The following is a 22,108-nucleotide window of genomic DNA, read 5'->3' as shown; positions in this document are numbered from 1 at the left end:
ATGGTGCTTGAGCGGTTCAGGCTCGACGGCAAGGTCGCCGTCGTCACCGGGGCATCCTCGGGGCTGGGCGTGGCCTTCGCCCGCGGCCTCGCCGAGGCGGGCGCCGACATCGCGATCGGCGCCCGGCGCGAGGACAGGCTGGAGGCGACGCGGCGTCTGGTCGAGGAGACCGGGCGCCGCTGCGTCGCGGTGGTCACCGACGTCACCAGCCCCGGCGACTGCCAGGCGCTCGTGGACGCGGCGGTCGCCGAGCTGGGAGGCGTCGACATCCTGGTCAACAACGCCGGGGTCGGCACGGCGGTGCCCGCGCTGCGGGAGACCCCGGAGGAGTTCCGCCAGGTCGTCGAGGTCAACCTGCACGGCTCGTACTGGATGGCCCAGGCCTGCGCGAAGGTGATGCGTCCCGGGTCGTCCATCGTGAACGTCGGAAGCGTGCTGGGCGAAACCACGGCCGGTCTGCCGCAGGCGGCGTACAGCGCGTCCAAGGCGGCCGTCGCCGGGCTGACCAGAGATCTGGCCCAGCAGTGGACCGGGCGGCGCGGCATCCGGGTCAACTGCCTGGAGCCGGGGTTCTTCGAGTCCGAAATGACCGCCAGCTACCGTCCCGGCTACCTCGACGGGCAGTTGGAGCGGCGCGTGCTGATGGGGCGGGCCGGTGACCCGGCCGAGCTGGTGGCCGCCGCGGTCTTCCTGGCCTCGGACGCCGGCTCGTACGTCACCGGCGTGGTCCTGCCCGTCGACGGCGGCTTCCTGGCAACATGATCCCGGCCGTCCGCCGCCTGGTCATGGATCGCCTGGGCGTCTCGTGGTTGTGGCGGGGCGGTTTCGTCCAGGTCACGCATACTTCATCCGTATGTGGAAGAGTCACGCGTACGTTTACGTGGAGTTGGGAGGCAGAGTGCTGGAGATCGACCGGCTTGCCGCGGTGGTACGAGACGAGCGCCCGTGGGGTGGTTTCGAGCGTTACACCCACAACGAGACGTCGACCGTCAAGATCATCGAGGTCGCGCCCGGGCAGCGGCTCAGCCTCCAGCGGCACAAATACCGCGACGAGCTATGGGTGGCCCTCGACCCCGGCGCGGTCTTCGAGATCGACGGCGAGCGCGTCGAGCCGTCGGTGGGCGACCGGGTGCTGATCCGTGCGGGGCAGACCCACCGGCTGAGCTCCTCCGGCCCGGCGACGCGCATTCTGGAGGTCGCCTTCGGCCACTTCGACGAGGACGACATCGAGCGCCTCGACGACGCCTACGGAAGAACCTGACGGTCCCGGAGTCCCTGGCTTTCCTTCTTGGGCCCGCAGGACCGTCCTACGACCCGTGAGACCGTTCTACGACCCCGCGAGACCGTTCTACGACCCAGGAAACCCTTCTTGTGCCCGTGAGATCGGCTTCGGTCCGTGAGCGTTCTTGTGCCCGTGAGATCGGCTTCGGTCCGTGAGCGTTCTTGAGTCCGTGAGATCGGCGCCCTGATCGCGACGGGAGCTCGTTTCTCGCGGATCCGCTCGATTGTTCTTCCGTCCATAACCGCTGTCCGCATGCCTCCCCCCGAGGATTCGTCCGATCTACCTGGGCTTGGCCGCCTTCTCCCGGGCTTTGCCGTAATCGCGGCTTTCGGGGGTAGTTGCTATACCTAGGTATTACTTTTTCTTTACCTGGGGGTGGCAGTGCGCCTGCGTGGATCTCGCGCGATCATGGCCGGAGTCGTGGCGGCCGTCATGCTGATGGGGTGTGGCCCCATCGACGCCAATGGCGCCGGTGGCGGCGGTGTTGGTGACATGGGGTCCGGGGATGGTGGCGGTGCCGGTGGCGATTCCACCGGTGTCCTCCCTCTGGACAATCCCAAGGGCACCGGGCGCGGCCTCGCCGCGATCACGTCGTCCAAGGACCGCGTCGCGGCGGTCAAGCTGATCGAGAAGTTGCCGACCAAGGGACGCGGCCCCAAGACCGGCTATGCCCGGGCCGAATTCGGGTACGCGTGGGCGGACAACGCCGAGGACATCCCGTTCGCGCACAACGGCTGCGACACCAGGAACGACGTCCTGGCACGCGACGGCGACGATCTGAAGTACCGCTCGGGCTCCAAGTGCGTCCTGGCCTCGATGACGCTTCACGACCCCTACACCGGCAAGACCATCGCATGGACCAAGCAGGACGCCTCCGAGGTCCAGATCGACCACATCATGCCGCTGTCGTACGACTGGCAGATGGGCGCGTCGCGATGGACCAAGGCCAAGCGGGTCCAGATCGCCAACGACCCGCTGAACCTCATGCCCGTCGACGGCTCGACCAACTCCTCAAAGGGCGACTCGGGGCCGGCGACCTGGCTTCCCCCGTCCAAGGTCATCCGCTGCTCCTACGCCGTGCGCTTCGCGCAGGTGGCATTGAAGTACGAGCTCGCGGTCACCGCCCCCGACAAGGACGCCATGCTCGCCCAGTGCGCCTGACCCGCACCCGCCGTACGGTACGAGGCATGGACGAACTGTTCCGGCATGAGACGTGATGAGCTGTGCCGGTACAGGGAGTGAAGAAATGTTCCGGTCGGAGATGTGACGAACTGTTCCGGTGCGGGCTGTGAAAGCACGAGCCGTGCCGTGGTGAGCCCCCTCTGCCCTCCACGGCACGGCTAGACCTGTCGGTCGTCCTGGCCGTCCTAGTCGTCGTGCTTCTGGCGGAACTTGATGATCTTGCCGGTCTTGACGGAGATGTAGACGCGGTACTCGGTGTGGTGCTTCTTCAGCTCCACCTTCCAGACGCGGTAGCCGTGCTCCCACTCGCGCTCGACCTCGGTGACCCGCGCGCCGGGGACCCGCTTCTTGGCGATCCTGATCGCCTGCCGATAGGTGATCGCCGAGGACGTGGTGACCGTGCTCGTCGTGCTCGTCGTGGCCGTCACCGCCGACGCGGTCGTGGACGTCGAGGCGGCGGGCGTGGAGAGCGCGTTCGCGGCCGAGGCCGCCACGGCTCCGGTGGTGAGGACGGCGATCGCTCCGGCGCCCGCGATGGTGAGCCTGGCCGCCTTGCCGATGCTTCGTGTTTTCGTCATGGCCCCACATTCGCCGGGAACGCCCTAAGCCCGCGCTTCGGCGAAGTTAAGGGGCTCCTAAGGTCAGAACGACCACCGCGCCGCCGCCCGGCGCGGTGCCGAGCGACAGGGAACCGCCCGACGCCTCGGCCGTCCGCCGGGCGATGTCCAGCCCCAGCCCGGTCGATCCCGCGCTGCTGAGTCCCCGATCGAGGGGGCTCGCGCCCTCCGGCGCGAGCCCGAACCCCGGCCCCGAGTCGGCGACCTCGATCCGTACACCCCCGGACGCGGCGGGCGCCGCTCGTACGTCGCCCGGGGGGCCCGCCGGACGTACGTCACCGGCTGCGGCGGGCGTCAGTCGTACGGTGAAGGAGACGCCCTCGGGGGTGTGGGCGAAGACGTTGCCGAGCAGCGCGTCGACGCAGGCGGACAGCTCGGCCGCGCTGACGGCCACGCTGAGCGGCCCCTGGGGAAGGTCCAGTTCCACCGGCCGGCCCTGGTCCTCGGCCAGCACCGACCAGAACGTGACCCGCTCGGCCACCACCGCCACCGCGTCACAGCTCGCGTGCTCCTGCGACCGGCGGCGTACGTCCGTGATCACCGAGCTCACGGCGCGTTCCAGCGCGTCGACGCGGTTCCCGAGCCGCGCGGCCTCCTCCGGGTCGGTGAGCGACTCGGCCTCCAGCCGCAACCCGGTGAGAGGCGTACGGAGGCGGTGGGAGATGTCGGCGGCCGTCTCCCGCTCCTCGGCGAGCAGGTCGCTGATCCGTCCCGCCAGGTGGTTGAGCGCGAGCCCCACGTCGCGCACCTCCACGGGACCGCCGGGCGTGGCCCGCGCGCCCAGGTCCCCGGCGGCGAGCCTGTGGGACACACGGGCCAGCCCGGTCATGGGCCGGGTGAGCGCGAGCGCCAGGCGGTCGGCGACGAGGATGCCGACGCCGATCAGGGCGAGCCCGAGGACGAGCATGCCGATCCACACTTCCCTGACCCCCTTGCGGAGGTCCTTCTCGCTGAGGAAGACGCGGACCACGGCCGTACCATCGGCAAGGCCCTGCACGGCGGCGAGCACCTCCAGGCCGGAGGCGGTCCGCGCCGTGAGGCTCTGCCCGCGCGCGGCCAGCTCCACGGCCGGCGAGCGCGACGCGGGGGAGCCGACGACCTGGCCGCCGGGCAGGAAAACGCTGATCGCGTGGCCGCTCGACGCGGAGGTGCGCTCGGCGGTCAGCGCCAGGCCATCGGGATCCACGGTGCCCACCGACGCCGCGACGGACTGTGCCTCGGAGTTCGCCTGCGTCACCGCGCCGCTCTCGGCCAGCGCGCGGACCAGCAGGCCCAGCGGGACGAGCAGGGCGACCAGCACCAGCGAGGTGGTGGCCGCCACGAGCAGCGCGAGCCACCGCCTCATGCCGGCCCGGCCGGTTCCGGTGCGGTGAGGGCCGCCGTGAGCCGTCGATTCATGTCGGGTCGACCAGCTTGACCCCGACGCCGCGCACGGTCTGCAGGTAGCGGGGTTCCTGCGCGGTCTCGCCCAGTTTGCGGCGCAGCCACGACAGGTGGACGTCCACGGTCTTGTCCGCTCCGCCGTACGGCACCTGCCAGACCTCGGTGAGCAGCTCACGCTTCGTGACGACCTCGCCGGAGCGGGCGGCCAGGAAGTGAAGCAGGTCGAACTCGCGTGGCGTGAGGTCCAGCGGGGCGCCGTCGAGGACGGCCTCGCGGCTGCGCGGGTCCAGCCGCAGGCCTCCCACGGTCACCGACGCGTCCGTACGGCCGTCGGCGGTGCGGCGCAGCACGGCGCGCACGCGGGCGTCCAGTTGGGCGGCGCTGAAGGGCTTCACCACGTAGTCGTCGGCCCCCGCGTCCAGCAGGCGGACCATCTCGGCGTCGCCGTCCCGGGCGGTCGCCACGATGACCGGGACGCGGCTGACGGCCCTGAGCATCCGCAGCATCTCGGTGCCGTCCAGGTCGGGCAGGCCGAGGTCGAGCACGACGAGGTCGGGGCGCTCGGAGACGGCCTGCCGCAGGCCGTCGAGCGCGGTCGGGGCCGAGGACACGGCGTGGCCCCGCTCACGCAGCCCTCGCATGAGGGCGGTACGAATCGTCGCTTCATCCTCGACGAGCAGGACGTTGGCCATGGGCGGATACGCTAACGGCTCCGAGGCGATCGGCATAAGCCCGTTATGGTGCCCTTAACCCCGTCTTAGGAGACAGCCAGGGAGGATCAGGGGCATGAACCGGCGCCTGCTTCTCGTCGTGACCGGATGGCTGGTCGTCGGGCTCGTGGCCACCGGCGCGGGCATCGTGGTGACCGCCTTCCTCGGCGAGTCGATCACCGGCTCCGCCTCCCGCGCCCTCTCGCCCGCCGAGATCCGCCGCTCCCTCGACGCCTCACCGTCGCCGTCACCGCTCGCCACGGGTGACGGCTCCGGGGCAGGGACGGCGTCGCCCTCGGGGACCGAATCGGCCGCCGCGAGGCCTTCCGCGTCCGCTTCGGTCTCACCGTCCGCCAGTGCCGCCCGAGGACAGACCAAGGTGTTCTCGGCCAGGGGCGGGACCGTGGTGGCGCGGTGCGCGGGCGGCCTGGTGACCCTGCGGTCCTGGACCCCGGCACAGGGGTACGAGGTGAAGGACGCGGAGCGGGGCCCCCGCGACAAGGTGCGCGTGAGGTTCGAGAGCCAGGACGCCCGCACCGAAATCGAGACCCGCTGCTCGGGCGACCACCCCACAGCCACGATCAAGAACGACTGAGCGCCTTCGGGTGACTCGATCCGATACTCGGGCGAACGCCCCGTTCCCACGATCTGACTCAGCTGACCGCTTTCGTGGTCAGTCCGACGCAGCGTGCCGGAGACCGCTCAGGTTCATTCAGACCGATCGAGTGGCAGGCCATGTCCGCGTGCGAGAGCGGTGTGAGGACGCTGTTTCCGTTGTCCACAGGAGCCGCCTGAGCAGCGGATGATCTTGGGGAGGTGTTCTAGGATCGGCCGACCGTAAAATACGAGTAAAGGGCGGCCCCAAGATGAGCGCAAGGAAGAGCACCGACTCGCAGGCATCGGGCTCGCAGGCATCGGGTGGGGGGCGTGGGAGGCGGCTTCTGCTCAGGGGGGTTCTGCTCGCCGTCATCGCCATCGTGGGCCTCGGGCTCCTCGCCACGGGATGCAGCAAGGTCAGCACCGCGCCCGACGAGGTGAGGCTGCACTACGCGGGCGGCCCCTTCGAGGCGATCAAGTTCGTGAAGTGCATCAACCCCTCCAGCGGGGCCACCTTCCTCGGCCCGGGGGACACCTCTTACGCCTATCCCTTCGGTCAGCGCACGTTCGACTTCTCCGGCACCGATGACTCCGAGTCCAAGGCCATCAGCATCGTCTCCAAGGACAACGTCGAGATGCAGGTCGCGGGCTCCGCGACGTTCACCCTCAACACCTCCTGCGAGACCCTGCGCCAGTTCCACGAGAAGATCGGGCTGAAGTACGGCTCCTACTTCGACGCCAGGGAGTCCGACGGCTGGCGCCGCATGCTCAACTTCTACTTCAAGCAGCCGCTCGACCGGGCCATGGACGCGGCCTCGCAGGAGTTCGAGTGGAAGAAGCTGTTCAACGACCCGAACGCCAAGCAGCAGTGGGAGCAGCGGGTCGGCCAGCTCGCGCGGCAGTTCATCAAGGAGACCGCCGGCGCCGACTACTTCTGCCAGCCCAACTACGCGGGCACGGGTGAGTGCGGAGACGTCGCGCTCACGATCCAGAAGCCCGAGCCGCCGCAGACCCTGATCGACGCGCTCGCCGCCGAGCAGGCCGCCAAGCAGCAGAACCTCGCCCAGCAGCAGATCAACACCAAGGTCAGGACCGAGATGGAGTCCATCAAGGACCTGGTCAAGGTGCTCGGACCGCAGGGAGCCATCCTCTGGAAGGCCATCCAGGACGGCAGGGTGCAGGTGGTGCCGGTGCCGCAGAACGGCTCCCTCAACATCACCCCGCAGTCACCCTGACCCATGCCTCGCAGGGAGTGATGTCGGCTTCTAGGTCCGGATCTCGGCAAGCTCGGTGGACCGGCGAGCTGCCGGCCGCCCTGATGGTGGTGACCAGGGATGGGGCTGATCATCGGGGCGGTGCCACGTCCGTGCCGAAGGCGGCGGCGATGGTGCGCATGCCCTGGGCCAGTTCCTCTCGGCCGAGGGCCCCGATGCGGTCGACGGGGCCCGAGATCGACATGGCCGCGATGACCCTCGCGCCGTCGCGCACCGGCACGGCCAGGCAGTGGACCCCCAGCTCCTCCTCGCCGAAGTCCATCGCGTAGCCCTGCTCCCGCACCCTGTCGAGCTCCGCGAGCATCGCCTCGATCGAGGTGATCGTGTGCTCCGAGCGGCGCGGCAGGCCAGTGCGGGTCAGGATGGCGGCCGCGTCGGCGCGCTCCGCGAGCAGGACCTTGCCCACCGCCGTGCTGTGCGGCAGGACCCGGCGGCCCACCTCGGCGAACATCCGCAGCCGCCGAGGCGAGGCCGCCTGGGCGACGTAGACGACGAAGTCGCCCTCCAGCACGGCGAGGTTCGCCGTCTCGCCGGACAGCGCGACCATCTTCTCCAGGTACGGCTGCGCCCACACGCCCACCATGCGCTCGGCGGCGCCGCCGAGCCGCACCAGGGCACTGCCCAGGGCGTAGCGGCGGTCGGACTCCTGCCGGACGTACCCCCGGGCCAGCAGCGAGCGCAGCAGCCGGTGGATCGTGCCGTACGGCAGGCCCGTGCGGGCGGCGATCTCGGACAGGCCCGCCTCGCCACCCTGGTCGGCCAGCGCCTCCAGCACGTCCAGCGCCCGGTCGACGCTCTGCACCGTGCTCATCGGGCCCGCTCCCCGGCGACGCTCTGGACCGTGCTCATCCGGTCCGCTCATCGGGCCCGCTCCCCGGCGGCCGAGGCGCCTGCGCGGTGCGGTGAACGTCCGATGGAGGCGGGGGAGAGGCCGCGCAGGGAGGCGTCGAGGACCTCGGCGGTGTGGGCGACACGGATGTCCTCGCCCCGCCTTCGCGCGGCCGAGGCGATCTGCATCGTGCACCCGGGATTGGCGGAGACCAGCAGGTCCGCTCCGACGCTCAGCACCTGCTCGGCCTTGCGGTCGCCGAGGTCGCGGGCGGCCTCCGGCTGGAACAGGTTGTACGTGCCCGCGGAGCCGCAGCACATCGACGCGTCCGGGACCTCCCTGAGCCGCAGGCCGGGCACGCTCGCCAGCAGGGCACGGGGCTCGGAGCGGATGCCCTGCGCGTGGGCCAGATGGCACGCGTCATGGTAGGCGACCGTGATCGGCAGCGGATGGCGCTCGGCCGAGGGTCCCAGCTCGGCCAGGAACTCCGCGAAGTCAACGAAGCGGAGTGCCCGCGCCCTGGCCTCCCAGGCGGGGTCACCGGCGAGCAGTTCGGCGTACTCCTTGGTGCTCGACCCGCATCCGGCCGCGTTGACGACCACCGTGTCCACGCCCGCGCGCTCGAACGTCGCGATCGTCCTGCGGGCGAACCGCACCGCCTCGTCCTTACGCCCCGAATGCACGGAAAGCGCGCCACAGCAGCCCTGCCCCGGAGGGATGACCACGTCGCACCCCTCCATCGCCAGCACGCGGGCCGTGGCCGCGTTGACCTTGGGGAAGAACTCCCCTTGCACGCATCCGGTCAGCATCCCGACGACCGCCCGCCGCTCGCCCCGCGCCCGTACCCGGTGCGGGAGGCGTACCCGGCGGGGGACCGGGGGAGCCAGCTCGGCCATGGCGGCGAGACGCGGATCGAGCCGTTCGAGCAGGGGACGCACGCGCGGCGTGAGCCGCTCACCTATCCGGAGCGGCAGGCGGAGCGCCCGCAGCCGCCGAGGGTAGGGGAACAGCCCGAACACCAGGGCGCGGAAGGCGCGGTCGGCCTTCGGGCGCCGGTGGACCCGCTCGACCTCGGCCCGCGTCGACTCGATCAGCAGGTCGTAGCGCACGCCCGAGGGGCACGCGGTGACGCAGGCCATGCAGCCCAGGCAGGCGTCGAAGTGACCGGCCATCTCGGGGGTCAGCGGGGTGCCCTCGACGTGCTGCTTCATCAGGTGGATCCGCCCGCGGGGGGAGTCCATCTCCTCGCCCCACAGGACGTAGGTGGGGCAGGCGGGCAGGCAGAAGCCGCAGTGTACGCAGTCCTTGATCAGCTCGGGGTCCATGGCCGTTCGCTCCTCACGCGCCGTGGCTCGCGGCCGGCGGCGGGCCGCCGATGAGCCGTCCGGGTGACATGCGCCCCTCGGGGTCGAAGCGCTCCTTCACCCGCCGCATCAGCGTGACCGCCCCGGTGGGCCCCCAGCGGTCGAGCCGTGACGCGACCTCCGGGGGCGCGGTCCACACCACCAGTCTCCCGCCGTCCGCGGCCACGCCGGAACGCAGGGACGTCACGAAGATCTCGGCGGCCGGTGCGGTGGTGTCCGGCGGGAGCGCCAGGTGCAGTACGGACGAGGCGACCGCCCCCCGGACCAGGACGGGGACGTCCCCGGCCTCCTCGGCCGCGCGCGTCACGGCGGCCAGCGCCCGTACGGCCGCGCCGGGCGGGACACGCAGCTCCAGCAGGAACTCCTCGCCGGGCAGGAGCCCCCACCAGACCGGGGGCTCGGAGGCGATCAGCGCGGACGGTCCCATGAGCTCGCCGGCGGCCTTCGCCCGCTCCTCGGCCGCCACGCCCTCGACGAGCGCCGCGACCGTCACGGGAGCGTGGACGCCCGGCCAGTCGATCTCCAGCGCGCTCGGTTCGAGCTGCGAGCCCGCGATGGCGGTGAGGCCGGGCAGGTCTCGCGGATCCTGGACGGTCGCGGTGACCCAGGCACGGGAGGCCGGCAGCGGGTGGAGGCGGAAGGTCGCCTCCGTGATCACACCGAGCGTGCCCTGGGAGCCGGTGAACAGCTTGCCGAGGTCGTAGCCCGCGACGTTCTTGACGACCTTGCCGCCCGAATGGGCGATCGTGCCGTCGGCGAGCACGACCGTGATCCCGATGAGCAGGTCGCGCGCCGTGCCGTACCGCAGGCGGCGGGGACCGGCGGTGGCGGTGGCGAGCGTGCCGCCGATGGTCGCCCCCTCGACCGGGATGTCCAGGGCGAGCTGCTGCCCGGCGCCGGCGAGGGCTTCGGCGAGCGCCTCGGCCGTCACCCCGGCCTGCACCCGTACGACCAGATCACCGGCGACGTGCTCCAGGACCTGGTTCAGGCAGCAGGTGTCCACCAGCAGGTCGCAGCGTTCGGGCGCGGGGCCCCAGTGCAGCTTGGTGCCGCCGCCGACCGGCACCACGGCGAGATCGTGCTCGGCCGCGACCCGCATCACGGCGGCGACCTCCTCGGTCGACTCGGGCAGCGCGACCCAGCGGGGCGCGATCCCGGCGACCTCGTCGTCAGGTCCGGCCTCCCGGATCGTCACACCGCCGGCCGCGAGGGCGTCACCGGCGCTCATTGAAGCACTCTCCCGGAGACGCCGCTCGACGGCGGGGCCGGGACGGGGAAGGGGGAGCGGGCATCAGAACAGTTCCGCCTCTCCGGAGGCCACGAGGGGATGCACGCCCTTGCGCACCCCGGGGGCCTCGCCGCACAGCCGGGGCGTGGGGAAGATCTTGCCGGGGTTGGACAGGCCCTTGGGGTCGAAGGCGCACCGCACGAGCTGCATGGTGTCCAGATCCTCCGGCGTGAACATTTTCGGCATATAGCGAGACTTGTCGACTCCGACCCCATGTTCCCCGGTGATCGACCCGCCGTGCGAGATGCACAGGTCGAGAATCTCGCTGGACACCCGCTCGGCGCGCTCTCCCGCCCCCTCCTCGGCGTCGTCGAACAGCACGAGGGGGTGCAGGTTGCCGTCCCCTGCGTGGAAGACGTTGGCCACGCGGATGCCGTACCGGGCGGACAGCTCCTCGATGCCCGCGAGGACGCCCGGCAGGGCCGTCCTCGGCACGACCCCGTCCTGCACCAGGTAGGCGGGGCTGATGCGGCCGACCGCCGCGAACGCCGACCTGCGTCCCTTCCAGATCGCCGCCCGTTCGGCCGGGTCGTCGGCGACCCGCAGCTCGAAGGCCCCGCTCTCCCGGCAGATGCGGTCGACCCGCGCGAACTGGTGGGCGACCTCCGCGCCCGGCCCGTCCAGCTCCACGATCAGCACGGCCCCCGCCCCGGCCGGGTAGCCGCAGCGCACCGCCGCCTCGGCGGCCTCGATGGCCAGCGCGTCCATCATCTCGATCGCCGCCGGGACGATGCCCGCGCCGATGATCGCCGACACCGCCTGCCCGCCGGACTCGACGTCGGTGAACGCCGCGAGCAGCGTGGTCACCGCTTCGGGTGCGCGCGACAGCCGTACGGTGATCTTGGTGGCGATGCCGAGGGTGCCCTCCGAGCCGATGAAGGCGCCGAGCAGGTCGTACCCCGGGTCCATGGCGTCGAGCTCGACGATCTCGCCGTCGGGGGTGACCAGCTCGATCGCGAGCACGTGGTTGACCGTGAAGCCGTACTTCAGGCAGTGCGCCCCGCCGGAGTTCTCGGCGACGTTGCCGCCGATCGAGCAGACCTGCTGGCTCGACGGATCGGGCGCGTAGTAGTAGCCGTACGGGCGCGCGGCCTCCGTGATCGCCAGGTTGGTCACCCCAGGCTCCACGACGGCCCGCCGGTTCTCGATGTCGATCGCGAGGATCCGGCGCACGCGCGAGGTGACGATCAGCACGCCGTCGCTGCGCGGGAGGGCACCGCCGGACAGGCCGGTGCCCGAGCCCCGCGCGACGAACGGCGTGCCGGTACGGTCGCATGCCCTGACCACCGCCGCCACCTGCTCGGTCGTCTCCGGCAGAACCACGATGGCCGGCGTCGCGCGATGGTAGGTCAGCCCGTCGCACTCGTACGTGCGCAGCCGCACCGGATCGGTGATCACCGCGGCGGGACCGAGGATCGACGCGAAGTGGCCGGACAGCTCGGCCAGGGCCGGGGTCATGGCATGCGTGCGTAGGCCGGGACGGTGAGGAAGTCGGCGAAGTCGTCGTCGAGCGCGACCTCCTTGAACAGCTCCGCGGCCTGCCCGTACAGCGACGCGTCGTGGCCGGGCTCCTCGCGGATCTTGTCGAGCTCCTCGGAGATGACCCGCTCCACCAGCTCCCTGGTCACCACCTCGCCGGTGTCGGCCAGCTCGATGTCGTTGTGGATCCACTGCCAGATCTGCGAGCGCGAGATCTCGGCCGTGGCGGCGTCCTCCATGAGGTTGTGGATGCCGACGGCGCCGCTCCCGCCCATCCAGGCGGCCAGGTAGCGCAGGGCCACGTCCACGTTGTTGCGCAGGCCCGCCTCGGTGATGCCGCCCGGCGTCTTGGACACCGCGAGCAGGTCGCCGGCCGAGACCGAGACGTCCTCACGGAGCCGGTCGAGCTGGTTCGGCCTGTCGCCGAGGACGGAGTCGAACACCTCCCGGCAGATCGGCACCAGGTCGGGATGCGCCACCCACGAGCCGTCGAACCCGTCGCCCGACTCGCGGGTCTTGTCGGCCCGCACCTTTTCCAGGGCGACCTTGTTGACCTCGGGGTCGCGGCGGGAGGGGATGAACGCCGCCATGCCCCCGATCGCGTGGGCGCCGCGCCGGTGACAGCTGCGCACGAGCAGCTCGGTGTAGGCCCGCATGAAGGGGGCGGTCATCGTCACGGCGTTGCGCTCGGGGAGCAGGAACTCCCGGCCCCGCGTGCGGAACTTCTTGATGACGCTGAAGAGGTAGTCCCAGCGGCCGGCGTTGAGCCCCGCCGAGTGGTCGCGCAGCTCGTAGAGGATCTCCTCCATCTCGAACGCGGCCGGGTAGGTCTCGATGAGGACGGTGGCCCTGATCGTGCCGTAGGGGATGCCGAGCAGCTCCTGCGCGCGGGTGAACACGTCGTTCCAGAGACGGGCCTCCAGGTGCGACTCCATCTTGGGCAGGTAGAAGTACGGCCCCCGGCCCTTGTCGATCTGCCGCTGCCCGCTGTGGAACAAGTAAAGGGCGAAGTCGAAGATCGAGGCGGAGACCGGCCTGCCGTCGACGACCAGGTGCTTCTCGGTCAGGTGCCAGCCCCGGGGGCGGACCACGATGGTCGCGAGCTCGTCGTCGGGCCTGAGCGCGTACCGCTTGCCGCCCGACTCGAAGTCGATCGTGCGGTCGAGCGCGTCACGCAGGTTGAGCTGCCCGTTGACCACGTTCTCCCAGAGCGGGGAGTTGGCGTCCTCGAAGTCGGCGAGCCAGACCTTGGCCCCCGAGTTGAGGGCGTTGATGGTCATCTTCCTGTCGACCGGGCCGGTGATCTCGACCCGGCGGTCCACCAGGCCGGGGGCGGGCTCGGCCACCCGCCACGAGTCGTCCTCGCGGACGGCCTTGGTCTCCGGAAGGAAGTCGAGGGTGCCGCCCGCGGACAGCTCGGCCTGGCGGGCCTGCCGGGCGTCGAGCAGCTCCAGCCGGCGGTCGTCGAACTCCCGCTGCAGGGTGGCCACGAAGCTCAGGGCCTCGGGGGTGAGGATCTCGTCGAAACGGTCTAGCAGCGGACCGGTTACCTCAACGCCGTCCATGGCCATCCTTTCCATCGTTCTTTTCCACTATGCGGAAAAATACTTCTGAATTATGGAATCGACGCTACTCGATGCCCAAGTCAGGGGTCAACGTCCGGTGCCACTGAGGGATCCCCAAGGGTCGTCTCGGGGCCTTCCCTGATGGGCGCCAGCCCGGCCGGCGAGCAATCTTGGACCATGACGAAGCAGACGCCCCCCGCCGTTACCTCCCCGGAGACCGGCTCCTCAAGCCGGGCCGTACCTCATGGCAAGGGGACGGCCCGGTTCGGAAGATCCGGTGACAGGAGAGGGAGAAGCGTGGTCGCCGCCGGAGCCGTGCTCGGCTCGGCGCTCCTGCTGACCGGCTGCGGCCTGCAGAACATCGGCGCCCCCACGAAGGAGGAGACCAAGTCCTACGACCTCGACGGCAAGGTGGCGATCCTCCGCGTGCGGAGCGGCTCGGGAGACATCGTGGTGAACGGATCGGACCGCCCCGGGGTCCACGTGACCGAGACGCTGCACTGGAAGTCCGGCAAGCCCACCACACGGCACCCGGTCTCGGACGACGTCCTCACGCTGGACTACAAGTGCGGCGAAGCCGACTGGGGATGCGGGGTCGACTACGAGGTCGAGGTCCCCCGCGGCCTTGCGATCAAGCTGGACGCGGGCTCGGGCGACATCACCCTGCGAACCCTGTCGGGAGAGGTCGACGCCAAGACCGGCTCGGGCGCGATCGACGCCAACGGCCTGGCCGGCAAGAAGGCCGTCGCGCAGACCGGCTCGGGCGACGTCGAACTGCGCTACACCGGCGTCCCCGACGACGTCCACGTGAGCACCGGGTCGGGTACGGGCATCGTGCGCGTGCCCCAGGGGGCCTACCACGTGACCACGCGGACGGGCTCGGGTGAACGGAAGGTCGACGTCACCAGCGACGACTCCTCCCCGCGGAAGATCTTCGTGAGGACCGGTTCGGGCGACGCCCAGGTCCTCAAGATCTGAGGCGCGCGACCCGGAGCGATAACAAGGTGAATCCGGATGGTCGTCGTGGCACCATCGTGGGGAAGACATCGACGGGGTCTCCGTGTTGAACTGTGCGAAGCGGTGAGCCCACGAGCGCCAAGGAGCGCCACCATAGCCACAGAGAAGACTTATATGTACAACGAGTCCCACGAAGATCACGCCACGGGCGACTACGACCTCGAAGAGCGGCAGGCGCTCCGGCGGGTCGCGGGGCTGTCGACAGAGCTCCAGGACATCACCGAGGTCGAATACCGGCAGCTCCGCCTGGAGCGGGTGGTCCTCGTCGGGGTCTGGACCGGCGGCACTGTCACCGACGCGGAGAACTCCCTTCAGGAGCTCAAGCTCCTCGCCGAGACCGCCGGATCGGAGGTCCTGGAGGGCCTCATCCAGCGCCGCCAGCGTCCCGACACCGCCACCTACATCGGTTCGGGCAAGGCTGTGGAACTGCGGGACATCGTGGTCTCCACCGGCGCCGACACCGTGATCTGCGACGGGGAGCTGACCCCCGGCCAGCTTCGCCAGCTTGAGGAGGTCGTGAAGGTCAAGGTCATCGACCGCACGGCCCTCATCCTCGACATCTTCGCCCAGCACGCCAAGAGCCGCGAGGGCAAGGCCCAGGTCGAGCTGGCCCAGCTCAGCTACCTGCTGCCACGGCTGCGCGGCTGGGGTGGGAACCTCTCCCGCCAGGTCGGCGGCCGGGCCGCCGGCGGCGTGGGCATCGGAGGCCGCGGCCCCGGTGAGACGAAGATCGAGCTCGACCGGCGCCGCATCCGCGAGCGCATGGCCAAGCTGCGCAGGCAGATCGGCGGCATGTCCGTCGCCCGCGAGACCATGCGGTCGCGAAGGACGCGGCGCGAGGTGCCGTCGGTGGCGATCGCCGGCTACACCAACGCCGGCAAGTCCTCGCTGCTCAACCGGCTCACCGGGGCGGGGGTCCTGGTGGAGGACGCGCTGTTCGCCACGCTCGACCCGACCGTGCGGCAGTCCCGCACGAACGACGGCAGGCTGTTCACTCTCGCCGACACCGTCGGGTTCGTACGGCACCTGCCGCACCAGCTCGTGGAGGCGTTCCGGTCCACGCTGGAGGAGGTCGGCGACGCCGACCTGATCCTGCACGTCGTGGACGGCTCGCATCCCGACCCCGAGTCGCAGATCGCCGCCGTACGGGAGGTCCTGGCCGACATCGAGGGCGTCAGGGACATCCCCGAGATCGTGGTGGTCAACAAGGCCGACGCCGCCGACCCGGTGGCGCTGGCCAGGCTGGCGACGCGCGAGCGGCACAGCGTGGTCGTCTCCGCTCGCACCGGGGCCGGCATCGACGAGCTGCTCGCCACGATCGAGCGGGAGCTTCCGAGGCTCGACCACGAGGTGCACCTGCTCGTGCCGTACGACAGGGGCGACCTGGTCGCGCGGGCGCACAAGGAGGGCGAGGTGCTCTCGGTCGACCACACCGGGGGCGGCACCATCCTTCACGCGCGCGTGCCCGCCGGCCTCTACTACGAGCTGGAGCGCACCGCCAAGCCGGTCGAGACCGTCTGATCCGCTTACCCGGACAGATCGGCTTGCCGGGACTGATCCGTTCACCCGGACACGTCCGCTGACCCGGACAGGTCCGCCTGCCAGGACGGCCGGCGCGTCATCGCGCCGGCCGTTCTCGTATGCGTGCTAGCCGGTCCGCCGGAGGGCCACGATCGCCACGTCGTCCTCCCTCGCCCCGAAATGGTCGATCAGCCGGTCGCAGAACACTTCGAGGTCCTCGTCGGAGGAGGCCGCGATCTGGCGTACGACCTCCAGGCTGTGGTCCAGCGGGACGTCACGGTCCTCGATGAGCCCGTCGGTGAACATCAGGAGCGCACCCTTCTCGGGGATCTCCAGCCGGTCGACGCGGTACACCTCGTGGGCTGCGCCCATGAGCAGGTTCCCCCAGCCGAGGTAACGCGCCTCGCCGTCGGCCACGATCACCGGGGGGATGTGCCCGGCGTTGGCCAGCTCCACCGCGCCGGTGACGGGGTCGATCAGCAGGAGGCACACGGTGGCCGTCATGGCGGGGTGGTAGTTGCGGAGCACGTCGTTCAGCCGCCCCATGACGCGCCCGAGGTCGTGCTCCTCGACGACCAGGGCGCGCAGGGCGTGGCGCAGCTCCGCCATGATCGTGGCCGCGTGCAGGGAGTGCCCCTGGACGTCGCCGATGCCCACGAGGAGCCGGTCGCCGAGCCGCAGTACCTCGTAGAAGTCGCCGCCGACCTCCACGTTGTCTATCGCCGGCTGGTAGCGCACCGCAAGCTCCAGGCCCGGGGTCGGCGGGATGTGCGAGGGCAGGAAGCTGCGCTGAAGCGTGAGCGCGATCATGTGCTCCTCGGCGTACGCCCGGAGCGCGTCCACCGCGAGCGCGAGCGCCTGGCCGAGCTGCTTGAGGAGGTTGAGCTCGTCCGGGTCGAGCGGGTCGACCCCTTCGACCCCGAGGTACACCGGCGGGCGGCCCACCTTGGTGCGCGAGACGACGGCCGAGACCTCGCTCCTGATCACCGTGTCCGGCAGCACCTCCAGCCAGACCTTCCGCGGCACGGTGAACTCCGCTGTGCCCGACGCGGAGCCGAGCGCCAGCCGCGTCACGCGGTCGAGGGTGTCCTGCGCGGCGCTCAGCAACGTGGCGGGCGTGCCGGGGTTGGTCACGAAGTAGTGGCGGATCCTGCCGTCGACCGCGATGGCCAGGGCGCTGCTCCGCCGCCCGAGGATCGTGGACGTGCCCTCCACGGCTACGCGCAGCAGCCTGTCGAACGTGGTGCTCGCGTTGATCTCCAGGGTGACCTGGGTCAGCTCGCCCAGCCGCTGGGCCATCCGCTCGGCCCGCTGACGTGCCCTGTAGTAGCGCAGGGTGGCCTGGACGGTGGCGATGAACTCCTCCGGCTCGATGGGCTCCGCCATGTAGGCGTCGGCCCCGCGGTCGAGTCCGTGGGCCCGGTCGGCGACCGCGATGGCGTGGGCCGATATCTGGATCACCGGGATGGCCAAGGTGGCCGGATCGGCCTTGATCCGCTCGCACACCTCGTAACCGTCGATGTCGGGCAGCCGCACGTCGAGGATCACCAGGTCGGGCAGGATGGCCGCGACCAGGCTCAGCGCCTGCTCGCCGCAGGTGGCCTCCACCACGTCGTGCCCCGCCCTGCGCAACCAGCTGCCAAGGATGTAGCGCTTGGTCGGTGTGTCGTCCACCACCAGGATGGTCGCGGGATTCTCATTCATCGTCCCTCTTTGATAGCACCCGCCCGAGCCTGCTCCCGCCTGCGCCTTTGGGCCCTCGCCGCACGACCGTGCCCGCAGCGGGCCGCCCGGCTTCCCTCCTTATCGGGGGTCCGCGCCGGGCTCTTCGTCACGCGTGGGGCCGATCTGCGGCAGCCGTACGGTCACCGTGGTCCCCTCGCCGGGGACGCTGGCCAGGCTCAGGGTGCCGCCGAGCACCTCCGCCAGCCTGCGCGCGTACGGCAGGCCGAGGCCGGTGCCCCGCGCGCGTGCCTGCGCGGCCCCCGGCACCTGGAAGAACTCCTCGAACACGCGCTCCTGGTGCTCCTCAGGGATGCCGATGCCGGTGTCGGTCACCACGAACACCACGTCCCCCTCCTCGCCGTACGCGGTCATGTCCACCGTGCCCGACTCGGTGAACTTCAGCGCGTTGGACAGCAGGTTGCGCAGGATGCGGGAGAGCAGGACCTCGTCGGTCAGCAGGGTCTCCGGCGCCCGGGACACGTCGACCGTGAGGCGTACGCCGTCGGCTCCCGTGGTCGGGTGCAGCGTCATGCGCAGCCGCTCCGACAGCGCCGGAAGATCGACGACGGAGGGCTGGGAGGTGATGTGCCCCGACTCCGCCTTGGCCATGTCGAGCAGCTCGGCGACCAGGGCGAGCAGCGTCTGCGCGGAGTTGCCGATCAGCTCGACCTGAAGGTGCTGCTCCTCGCTCAGCTCCTCGCCGCCCGGACCCAGCAGCAGCCTCACCAGGCCGATGACCGAGTTGAGCGGGGTGCGCAGCTCGTGGCTGACCGTGGCCCAGAAGCGGTTCTTGGCCTCGCTGGCCTCCCGGAGCTGGGCCGACTTCTCGTCCAGTTCCGCGTAGAGGGCCACCACGCCCCGGTTGGTCTCCTCCAGCTCCTCGGAGAGCTGGTTGTAGAGGGCGAACACGCCCTGGTTGGTCTCCTGCAGCTCGGCGTTCAGCCGGAGAAGGCTCTGACGCTGGTTCCGCGAGTCCTCCAGGGCGGCGGCGAGCTCGCGGTTCTGCTGGCGCAGCTCTTCCAGGACCCCGGCGGGGGCGAGCTCGATCATCTTGGCGCGGATCTCGCCGAGGTGCGGCTCCTCGGGAGCCCGTACGCCCGGCACCTTCTTGACCAGGGTGATCCGGCGCAGGCCGTCGTCATGCTCGACCGTGTCCATCAGCCGGCCGGCCAGCGTCACCCCTGCCTCCGCGACGGTCCCTGCCCCCGCCGAATAGACGATGTCCACGATGAGGCCGGTCATGTCGTCCAGCCGGAAGGCCACCTCAGCGTCCCGGGAGCCTCCGACGATCTCCCTGCCGACCTCGCTGAGCGCGGTGCCGACCCGGATCTGGTCGAGGTCGTCCAGCCCCACGGCCTCGGCGACCTCGCGTCCAAGCTGCCGTACGGCGAAGACGTCCCGGTCGTCGCGTACGGCGATGCTGAGCAGGTCGCGGCTCATGGTTCGGTCCGGATGGCGAGGACGCAGGCGTCGTCACGGCGGATGGCGGAGTCGCGCAGGAGCGTCCCGGCGATGACCGGAGACGTGTGCGTGAGCAGGCCGGGATAGGCGGCCAGGTCCCAGCGCTCGGTCAGCCCGTCGGAGTGGAGGACGACCACGCCGTGCGGCGGGAGATCGTACTGGAACTCCCTGAGGCTTCTGGCCTTGTGCCCGGCGATCCCCGGCACCGAGGTCATGCCCTGCCGTCCCTCGTAGTGGCAGATCCACCCCGAGATGTTGCCGACCCCCGCGTACCTGACCGAACCGGTCGTACGGTCGACGTGGACGACCGCGAGCGCGCCGCCCCGCGTGTGCCCGAGCGCCCGGTGTACCCGCTCCACGATCGCGAGGGGGGTTCCCTCGGGGTCCTCCCGGAACACCCGCACGGCCTCGCGGGAGGCCTCCGCGGCGGCGACCCCGTGGCCGAGCCCGTCGCACATGACCGCCGTGACGGTACGGCCGGTGTCCTCGACGGCGAACGCGTCGCCGCTGACGATCTCGTCGCCCACCGGCCGGTACAGGCCGCACGAGCGCGACTCGGCCGGTGGGGCGTTCTTCGCCGTGAAGCGCATGGTGAGCACGGTGCCCTTGCCGGGGCGAGAGTAGATGTCGTACGCGTCGGAGAGCCGGGTGATGGCCCCGAGGCCGATGCCCAGGGTGCCGGCGGTGGAGTAGCCGTCACGGATGGGTCCGACCGTGTCGGCCATGCCGGGGCCGTGGTCTATGGAGATGACCTCGATCGACTCGCGCGACGAGGGGTGAGGGCGCACCAGCATGGTGCCCATGGTGGCGTGCTTGACGAGGTTCGAGGCGGCTTCGCTGACCGCCACGGCGACCTGACCGGCGTGCTCCTCGCCGAAGCGCCTGTCCTCGGCGAGTGCGGTGGCGATGCGGCGGGCGGAGCCGATGGCGCTCGGATCCTCCATCCTGAGCCAGGTGTCCTCCCGCTCAGGGCTCAGCGCGTCCATTTCGTCACCGTCACGACCGTACCCCGGCCGGGTTCGGAGTCGAGGTCGAACTCGTCGACGAGGCGACGGCTGCCGCTCAGCCCGAGACCAAGGCCCCCTCCGCTGCTCCACCCGTCGGTGAGCGCGAGCTTGAGATCGGGGATGCCGGGGCCGTTGTCGCTGAACACCAGGCGCAGACCCCGCCGTGCCCCGTTCTGGACGGTCTCGATGCGCGCGTGCCCGCCACCCGCGTGGACGAGCGTGTTCCTGGCCAGCTCGCTGGCGGCGGTGACGATCTTCGTCTGGTCGACGAGGGAGAAGCCCAGCTCGATCGCGGACGCGCGGACCTTCTGGCGCACGATCACCACCTCGTCGTTGGAGGTGATGGCGAGCTCCTCGACACCGTTTCGCGTCGGGGGATGGCTCACAGTCCGACCGCGGACAGGTCGCCCGACCGTGAGGAGGTGTGCCGGCTCAGCAGCGCGATGCCCTTCTCCAGGTCGAGGGCCGTGCGGAGTCCCCCGAGGGAGAGGCCGAGCTCCACCAGGGTGATCGCCACGGCGGGACGCATGCCAACGACGATGGTCTCGGCGTCGAGCATGCGGGACATCCCGGCGATGGTGGAGAGCATGCGGCCGACGAACGAGTCGACGATCTCGACGGCCGTGATGTCGATGATCACGCCGACGGCGCCGGTCTCGACGACCCGGTCGGCGAGGTCCTCCTGGAGCGTCAGGACCGCCTGGTCGTCCAGGTCGCCCTGGATCGATACGAGCAGGATGTCGCCGATCTTGAGGATGGGTACGCGGTCCATCAGGCCTCCTCGGCCCGGACGGCCACGCGCGTCTGCTTCCGGCCGGCGAGCTCCACGCCGTTCTGCCTCAGCGCGTAGGCCAGGGCGTCGGCGAGCGTGGCCTTGGTGACGATGTCGCCGAACTCGATGCCGAGGGTGACGATCGTGTGGGCGATCTGGGGGCGGATGCCGGAGATTACGCAGCTTGCGCCCATGAGCCGGGCGGCCATCACCGTCTTGAGCAGGTGCTGCGCGACCTGGGTGTCGACCGCGGGCACGCCGGTGATGTCGATCACCGCGTACTCGGAGCCGGTGTCGACCAGGGTCTGGAGCAGCTTCTCCATCACGACCTGGGTGCGGGCCGAGTCCAGCGTGCCGACGAGGGGGACGGCCACGATGCCCTCCCACAGTTTCACCACGGGAGTCGACAGCTCCAGGAGCTGTTCCGTCTGGTCGGCGATGATCTTCTCACGGGCCGACGCGAACGACTCGAAGGTGTAGAGCCCGAGGCCGTCGATGGTGCGGGACAGCCAGATGAAGCCGCGCAGCGCCTCAAGGCCGCCGTCGGCCTCCACGAGCTCGTAGACGGCCTCCTTCAGCCCGAACACCGCCATGGCGGTCTCGCTCGGGGTGAATCCCTGCCGGGCGCGTGACCGGGAGAGCTCGGCGAGCAGGCCGCGCAGTTCCGCGGCGCCGTCCTGGCTTTCCAGAGATCGCAGGAAGGCCTGGTAGATCTCCTGAAGCTCGGTGCGCGTGTCCGTATCGACCGCCCGGCCGCGAAGCGGCTCGTTGGAGATCTGGATCCAGCGATCGAGGATGCGCTGCCCGTTGTCACGCAACAACTCTTCGATGTGACGCCTGCTGGTATCGTCCTGCACGGTCAAGACAGCTCCCGGGCCAACCTGGTTTGACGAGCAAAGATAATGCTCTTCAGAGAGGTTACACTGAGTTGACTGAAGATCATCTCACGTCATGACTGCGGGGGGCGTGGGACCCGGGGGCGGGATGAACAGGACGAAACCTCGCAAAAGCGCGACGGCAGTGGGGAAATACGCA

The 22,108-nt window shown here is 70.6% G+C and carries 21 protein-coding genes; 7 read left to right on the top strand and 14 right to left on the bottom strand.

Features of this window, described 5'->3' with window-relative positions; all coding sequences use genetic code 11:
* The 3 genes from ACGFIV_RS02655 (at nt 1) to ACGFIV_RS02645 (ending at nt 2,443) form a co-directional block, all read left to right on the top strand.
* On the top strand, nt 1-762 hold the full coding sequence (locus tag ACGFIV_RS02655) for an SDR family NAD(P)-dependent oxidoreductase (protein ID WP_392831319.1): 762 nt from the start codon (nt 1-3) through the stop codon (nt 760-762).
* A gap of 91 nt (nt 763-853) precedes the next feature.
* Nucleotides 854-1,261, top strand: a complete 408-nt coding sequence (locus ACGFIV_RS02650; RefSeq protein ID WP_392831316.1) for a phosphomannose isomerase type II C-terminal cupin domain — start codon at nt 854-856, stop codon at nt 1,259-1,261.
* A gap of 429 nt (nt 1,262-1,690) precedes the next feature.
* Nucleotides 1,691-2,443 carry an HNH endonuclease family protein gene (locus ACGFIV_RS02645; protein ID WP_358560208.1) on the top strand — a complete coding sequence of 251 codons (753 nt, stop codon included), beginning with the start codon at nt 1,691-1,693 and terminating at the stop codon, nt 2,441-2,443.
* A 206-nt stretch (nt 2,444-2,649) separates the two neighbouring features.
* On the opposite strand, the gene ACGFIV_RS02640 is transcribed toward ACGFIV_RS02645, so the two are convergent.
* The 3 genes from ACGFIV_RS02640 to ACGFIV_RS02630 are packed head-to-tail and all read right to left on the bottom strand — an operon-like array spanning nt 2,650 to nt 5,156.
* The gene (locus tag ACGFIV_RS02640; RefSeq protein WP_358560206.1) at nt 2,650-3,042 is read right to left on the bottom strand and encodes a PepSY domain-containing protein; all 393 of its coding nucleotides are present in this window, start codon (nt 3,040-3,042) and stop codon (nt 2,650-2,652) included.
* 46 nt (nt 3,043-3,088) lie between these two features.
* Nucleotides 3,089-4,426 carry a sensor histidine kinase gene (locus tag ACGFIV_RS02635; protein WP_392831312.1) on the bottom strand — a complete coding sequence of 446 codons (1,338 nt, stop codon included), beginning with the start codon at nt 4,424-4,426 and terminating at the stop codon, nt 3,089-3,091.
* A 49-nt stretch (nt 4,427-4,475) separates the two neighbouring features.
* On the bottom strand, nt 4,476-5,156 hold the full coding sequence (locus ACGFIV_RS02630) for a response regulator transcription factor (RefSeq protein ID WP_392831309.1): 681 nt from the start codon (nt 5,154-5,156) through the stop codon (nt 4,476-4,478).
* A 94-nt stretch (nt 5,157-5,250) separates the two neighbouring features.
* On the opposite strand from ACGFIV_RS02630, the gene ACGFIV_RS02625 reads away from it, so the two are divergent.
* Both ACGFIV_RS02625 and ACGFIV_RS02620 read left to right on the top strand, forming a co-directional pair.
* Complete coding sequence (locus tag ACGFIV_RS02625) at nt 5,251-5,769, top strand: hypothetical protein (protein WP_358561794.1); 519 nt, start codon at nt 5,251-5,253, stop codon at nt 5,767-5,769.
* A gap of 271 nt (nt 5,770-6,040) precedes the next feature.
* Nucleotides 6,041-7,006, top strand: a complete 966-nt coding sequence (locus tag ACGFIV_RS02620; protein WP_358561791.1) for an SPFH domain-containing protein — start codon at nt 6,041-6,043, stop codon at nt 7,004-7,006.
* Nucleotides 7,007-7,115: 109 nt separating this feature from the next.
* Here the strand turns inward: ACGFIV_RS02620 and ACGFIV_RS02615 are convergent, their stop codons facing one another.
* The 5 genes from ACGFIV_RS02615 to aceB form a co-directional block, all read right to left on the bottom strand.
* A complete protein-coding gene (locus ACGFIV_RS02615) occupies nt 7,116-7,856 on the bottom strand; it encodes an IclR family transcriptional regulator (protein ID WP_392831305.1) in 741 nt (246 codons plus the stop codon).
* A gap of 47 nt (nt 7,857-7,903) precedes the next feature.
* Entirely contained in the window at nt 7,904-9,199 is a 1,296-nt protein-coding gene (locus tag ACGFIV_RS02610) for a heterodisulfide reductase-related iron-sulfur binding cluster (RefSeq protein WP_358560549.1), read from the bottom strand.
* Between the two features lie 13 nt (nt 9,200-9,212).
* Nucleotides 9,213-10,466 (bottom strand): FAD-binding oxidoreductase, encoded by a 1,254-nt coding sequence (locus ACGFIV_RS02605; protein ID WP_358560547.1) that lies wholly within the window; start codon nt 10,464-10,466, stop codon nt 9,213-9,215.
* 63 nt (nt 10,467-10,529) lie between these two features.
* The gene (locus ACGFIV_RS02600) at nt 10,530-11,984 is read right to left on the bottom strand and encodes an FAD-linked oxidase C-terminal domain-containing protein (protein WP_392831301.1); all 1,455 of its coding nucleotides are present in this window, start codon (nt 11,982-11,984) and stop codon (nt 10,530-10,532) included.
* Entirely contained in the window at nt 11,981-13,576 is a 1,596-nt protein-coding gene (gene aceB / locus ACGFIV_RS02595) for a malate synthase A (protein ID WP_392831598.1), read from the bottom strand. Before aceB ends, ACGFIV_RS02600 begins: the two co-directional genes overlap by 4 nt.
* Nucleotides 13,577-13,867: 291 nt before the next feature.
* Between aceB and ACGFIV_RS02590 the strand changes: the two genes are divergently transcribed.
* Together ACGFIV_RS02590 and hflX are read left to right on the top strand one after the other, a co-directional pair.
* Nucleotides 13,868-14,548, top strand: a complete 681-nt coding sequence (locus tag ACGFIV_RS02590; RefSeq protein WP_358560541.1) for a DUF4097 family beta strand repeat-containing protein — start codon at nt 13,868-13,870, stop codon at nt 14,546-14,548.
* A 153-nt stretch (nt 14,549-14,701) separates the two neighbouring features.
* The gene (hflX, locus tag ACGFIV_RS02585; RefSeq protein WP_358560539.1) at nt 14,702-16,108 is read left to right on the top strand and encodes a GTPase HflX; all 1,407 of its coding nucleotides are present in this window, start codon (nt 14,702-14,704) and stop codon (nt 16,106-16,108) included.
* 126 nt (nt 16,109-16,234) lie between these two features.
* On the opposite strand, the gene ACGFIV_RS02580 is transcribed toward hflX, so the two are convergent.
* The 6 genes from ACGFIV_RS02580 to ACGFIV_RS02555 all read right to left on the bottom strand — a co-directional run bounded on the left by ACGFIV_RS02580 (nt 16,235) and on the right by ACGFIV_RS02555 (nt 21,930).
* Nucleotides 16,235-17,812, bottom strand: coding sequence for a fused response regulator/phosphatase (locus ACGFIV_RS02580; RefSeq protein WP_358548272.1), 1,578 nt, complete (start codon nt 17,810-17,812; stop codon nt 16,235-16,237).
* A 99-nt stretch (nt 17,813-17,911) separates the two neighbouring features.
* Nucleotides 17,912-19,273 (bottom strand): ATP-binding protein, encoded by a 1,362-nt coding sequence (locus tag ACGFIV_RS02575; protein ID WP_358548270.1) that lies wholly within the window; start codon nt 19,271-19,273, stop codon nt 17,912-17,914.
* Nucleotides 19,270-20,280 (bottom strand): ATP-binding protein, encoded by a 1,011-nt coding sequence (locus ACGFIV_RS02570; protein ID WP_392831296.1) that lies wholly within the window; start codon nt 20,278-20,280, stop codon nt 19,270-19,272. The genes ACGFIV_RS02575 and ACGFIV_RS02570 overlap by 4 nt, the downstream gene beginning before the upstream one ends.
* Entirely contained in the window at nt 20,268-20,687 is a 420-nt protein-coding gene (locus tag ACGFIV_RS02565) for an anti-sigma regulatory factor (RefSeq protein ID WP_358548266.1), read from the bottom strand. Before ACGFIV_RS02565 ends, ACGFIV_RS02570 begins: the two co-directional genes overlap by 13 nt.
* A complete protein-coding gene (locus ACGFIV_RS02560) occupies nt 20,684-21,073 on the bottom strand; it encodes an STAS domain-containing protein (protein WP_358548263.1) in 390 nt (129 codons plus the stop codon). Before ACGFIV_RS02560 ends, ACGFIV_RS02565 begins: the two co-directional genes overlap by 4 nt.
* Complete coding sequence (locus tag ACGFIV_RS02555; RefSeq protein ID WP_358548286.1) at nt 21,073-21,930, bottom strand: STAS domain-containing protein; 858 nt, start codon at nt 21,928-21,930, stop codon at nt 21,073-21,075. The genes ACGFIV_RS02560 and ACGFIV_RS02555 overlap by 1 nt, the downstream gene beginning before the upstream one ends.
* Nucleotides 21,931-22,108 lie beyond the last annotated feature (178 nt).

The organism is Sphaerisporangium sp. NPDC049003, assembly GCF_043197795.1.
In the GTDB taxonomy this organism is placed as follows: domain Bacteria; phylum Actinomycetota; class Actinomycetes; order Streptosporangiales; family Streptosporangiaceae; genus Sphaerisporangium.
The sequence above is the reverse complement of the archived record's forward strand: the minus strand, read 5'-3'. Positions and strand labels throughout refer to the sequence as shown.

Excerpts from the sequence above, each read along its gene's own strand:
- ACGFIV_RS02615 (WP_392831305.1), bottom strand. The coding sequence starts at position 7,856 with ATGAGCACGGTGCAGAGCGTCGACCGGGCGCTGGACGTGCTGGAGGCG.
- ACGFIV_RS02600 (WP_392831301.1), bottom strand. The coding sequence starts at position 11,984 with ATGACCCCGGCCCTGGCCGAGCTGTCCGGCCACTTCGCGTCGATCCTC.
- ACGFIV_RS02630 (WP_392831309.1), bottom strand. The coding sequence starts at position 5,156 with ATGGCCAACGTCCTGCTCGTCGAGGATGAAGCGACGATTCGTACCGCC.
- aceB (WP_392831598.1), bottom strand. The coding sequence starts at position 13,576 with ATGGCCATGGACGGCGTTGAGGTAACCGGTCCGCTGCTAGACCGTTTC.
- ACGFIV_RS02605 (WP_358560547.1), bottom strand. The coding sequence starts at position 10,466 with ATGAGCGCCGGTGACGCCCTCGCGGCCGGCGGTGTGACGATCCGGGAG.
- ACGFIV_RS02625 (WP_358561794.1), top strand. The coding sequence starts at position 5,251 with ATGAACCGGCGCCTGCTTCTCGTCGTGACCGGATGGCTGGTCGTCGGG.
- ACGFIV_RS02650 (WP_392831316.1), top strand. The coding sequence starts at position 854 with ATGTGGAAGAGTCACGCGTACGTTTACGTGGAGTTGGGAGGCAGAGTG.
- ACGFIV_RS02645 (WP_358560208.1), top strand. The coding sequence starts at position 1,691 with ATGGCCGGAGTCGTGGCGGCCGTCATGCTGATGGGGTGTGGCCCCATC.
- ACGFIV_RS02620 (WP_358561791.1), top strand. The coding sequence starts at position 6,041 with ATGAGCGCAAGGAAGAGCACCGACTCGCAGGCATCGGGCTCGCAGGCA.
- ACGFIV_RS02635 (WP_392831312.1), bottom strand. The coding sequence starts at position 4,426 with ATGAGGCGGTGGCTCGCGCTGCTCGTGGCGGCCACCACCTCGCTGGTG.
- ACGFIV_RS02570 (WP_392831296.1), bottom strand. The coding sequence starts at position 20,280 with ATGGACGCGCTGAGCCCTGAGCGGGAGGACACCTGGCTCAGGATGGAG.
- ACGFIV_RS02575 (WP_358548270.1), bottom strand. The coding sequence starts at position 19,273 with ATGAGCCGCGACCTGCTCAGCATCGCCGTACGCGACGACCGGGACGTC.
- ACGFIV_RS02655 (WP_392831319.1), top strand. The coding sequence starts at position 1 with ATGGTGCTTGAGCGGTTCAGGCTCGACGGCAAGGTCGCCGTCGTCACC.
- ACGFIV_RS02580 (WP_358548272.1), bottom strand. The coding sequence starts at position 17,812 with ATGAATGAGAATCCCGCGACCATCCTGGTGGTGGACGACACACCGACC.
- hflX (WP_358560539.1), top strand. The coding sequence starts at position 14,702 with ATGTACAACGAGTCCCACGAAGATCACGCCACGGGCGACTACGACCTC.
- ACGFIV_RS02610 (WP_358560549.1), bottom strand. The coding sequence starts at position 9,199 with ATGGACCCCGAGCTGATCAAGGACTGCGTACACTGCGGCTTCTGCCTG.
- ACGFIV_RS02560 (WP_358548263.1), bottom strand. The coding sequence starts at position 21,073 with ATGGACCGCGTACCCATCCTCAAGATCGGCGACATCCTGCTCGTATCG.
- ACGFIV_RS02640 (WP_358560206.1), bottom strand. The coding sequence starts at position 3,042 with ATGACGAAAACACGAAGCATCGGCAAGGCGGCCAGGCTCACCATCGCG.